The organism is Pseudoalteromonas sp. S2755, assembly GCF_005886535.1.
Classification (GTDB): domain Bacteria; phylum Pseudomonadota; class Gammaproteobacteria; order Enterobacterales; family Alteromonadaceae; genus Pseudoalteromonas.
This window is the reverse complement of record NZ_PNDS01000171.1, coordinates 1-1288: the sequence shown is the minus strand read 5'-3', so window position 1 is coordinate 1288 and position 1288 is coordinate 1. Positions and strand designations below refer to the sequence as shown.

The following is a 1288-nucleotide window of genomic DNA, read 5'->3' as shown; positions in this document are numbered from 1 at the left end:
GGTAAACCACCTCCGACCACGCGGCTCAGTGCTGATGCTGTGGTAGGAGCGAGTTTACCTCGCGAGGTTTTATACCATTTTGAATAATTAACTGGTCAGATTTATCCAGTCCCTAAAGCACAATGATTTCACCCTGTCAGCACATGAGATAAACGCATTCCATGCTTCGCTGACCTGATCCAGAATGTGATCATAGTTTGCAAAGGTTCTGTTTGATAACTTATGTTGTCTGAGCCAACTCCACACTTGTTCTATGGGGTTTAACTCTGGCGAATAAGGTGGCAGCCTAATGATCACTACATTCTCCAGGCCTTTTACCAAACCATCTTTGAAGTGCCAGGCTGCGCGATCCATGACGACCACAGCCATTCTTCCTGGTTGAGTCCTTTGTGATATTTGCTCCAGGTGAGAATACATAACTTCTTTATTCACTATAGGTGAGATGAGTGCTTCTGTTTCGCCAGTTGTTGGACACACTGCACCAAATAGATAGGCATATTCGAATTGTTGCTGCTTTACAACTCTTGGACGTGAGCCTTTTTCAGCCCAAACCTTTGTGGTCGAAGTTTGCTGACCAAATCGTGCTTCATCCTGAAACCACACATCAATGCGTTCAGGAAGCAGGTGTCCCGGGGTGTGAAGGATCGTTTCCAGCTCAAAGTTTTTTAAAAGCTTCCTGGCGAGCTTTATCCCCTTTAGGGTGGATTGACCGACTGCTGATCCATGAGAAGTTTTGCCTTTTCAACAATCTGTGAACGGCTGATAACTCGTACTCAATGTGAAAAGACTCAGATATATACTGCTGAATATCTTCTAGTGTTAGCCGACCACCTTCCGTGCGGTCTATAGAGTCGAGTACATATGCTTTAAGCTGCTTCAGTTGTGCATCATCCAGTTTGCAAGGGCGGCCCGAGCGAGGTAGTTCTTCTAGGCCTTCTAATCCATAGTCGAGATAGTCTTTCACCCACTTGTTTACGCTCGTACGACTGACCTTTAAGTATTCAGCAATCTGATAGCGAGATTTACCTTCAAAGAAATGAGCCAACGCGAGCATGCGTACTTTCTTTCTGGGATCTTTAGTCTGTTTGGAGAGCTTAATAAATTCAGAGGGCTGCAAAATCATTATCACATCGATGGATATTAGATTTTGATATTAGATCATAAATTTAATCAATTTGGTATTATTAAAGATCGCGAGGTGAACTCGCTCCTACCACCGCATCAGTACTATGGTGGAAGATCACGCGAGCTTTACCGTCGTTCCTATTTTGATAAACAACCAATAAGT

At 43.9% G+C, this 1288-nt stretch carries 1 protein-coding gene; it reads right to left on the bottom strand.

Features of this window, described 5'->3' with window-relative positions:
- Positions 1–87 precede the first annotated feature (87 nt).
- Positions 88–1123, bottom strand: a protein-coding gene (locus CWC03_RS21885; RefSeq protein ID WP_502705378.1) for an IS630 family transposase whose coding sequence is annotated in 2 segments (ribosomal slippage) — positions 88–667 and positions 666–1123 — 1038 coding nt in all. Because the reading frame shifts where the segments join, the coding sequence is not laid out codon by codon here.
- Positions 1124–1288 lie beyond the last annotated feature (165 nt).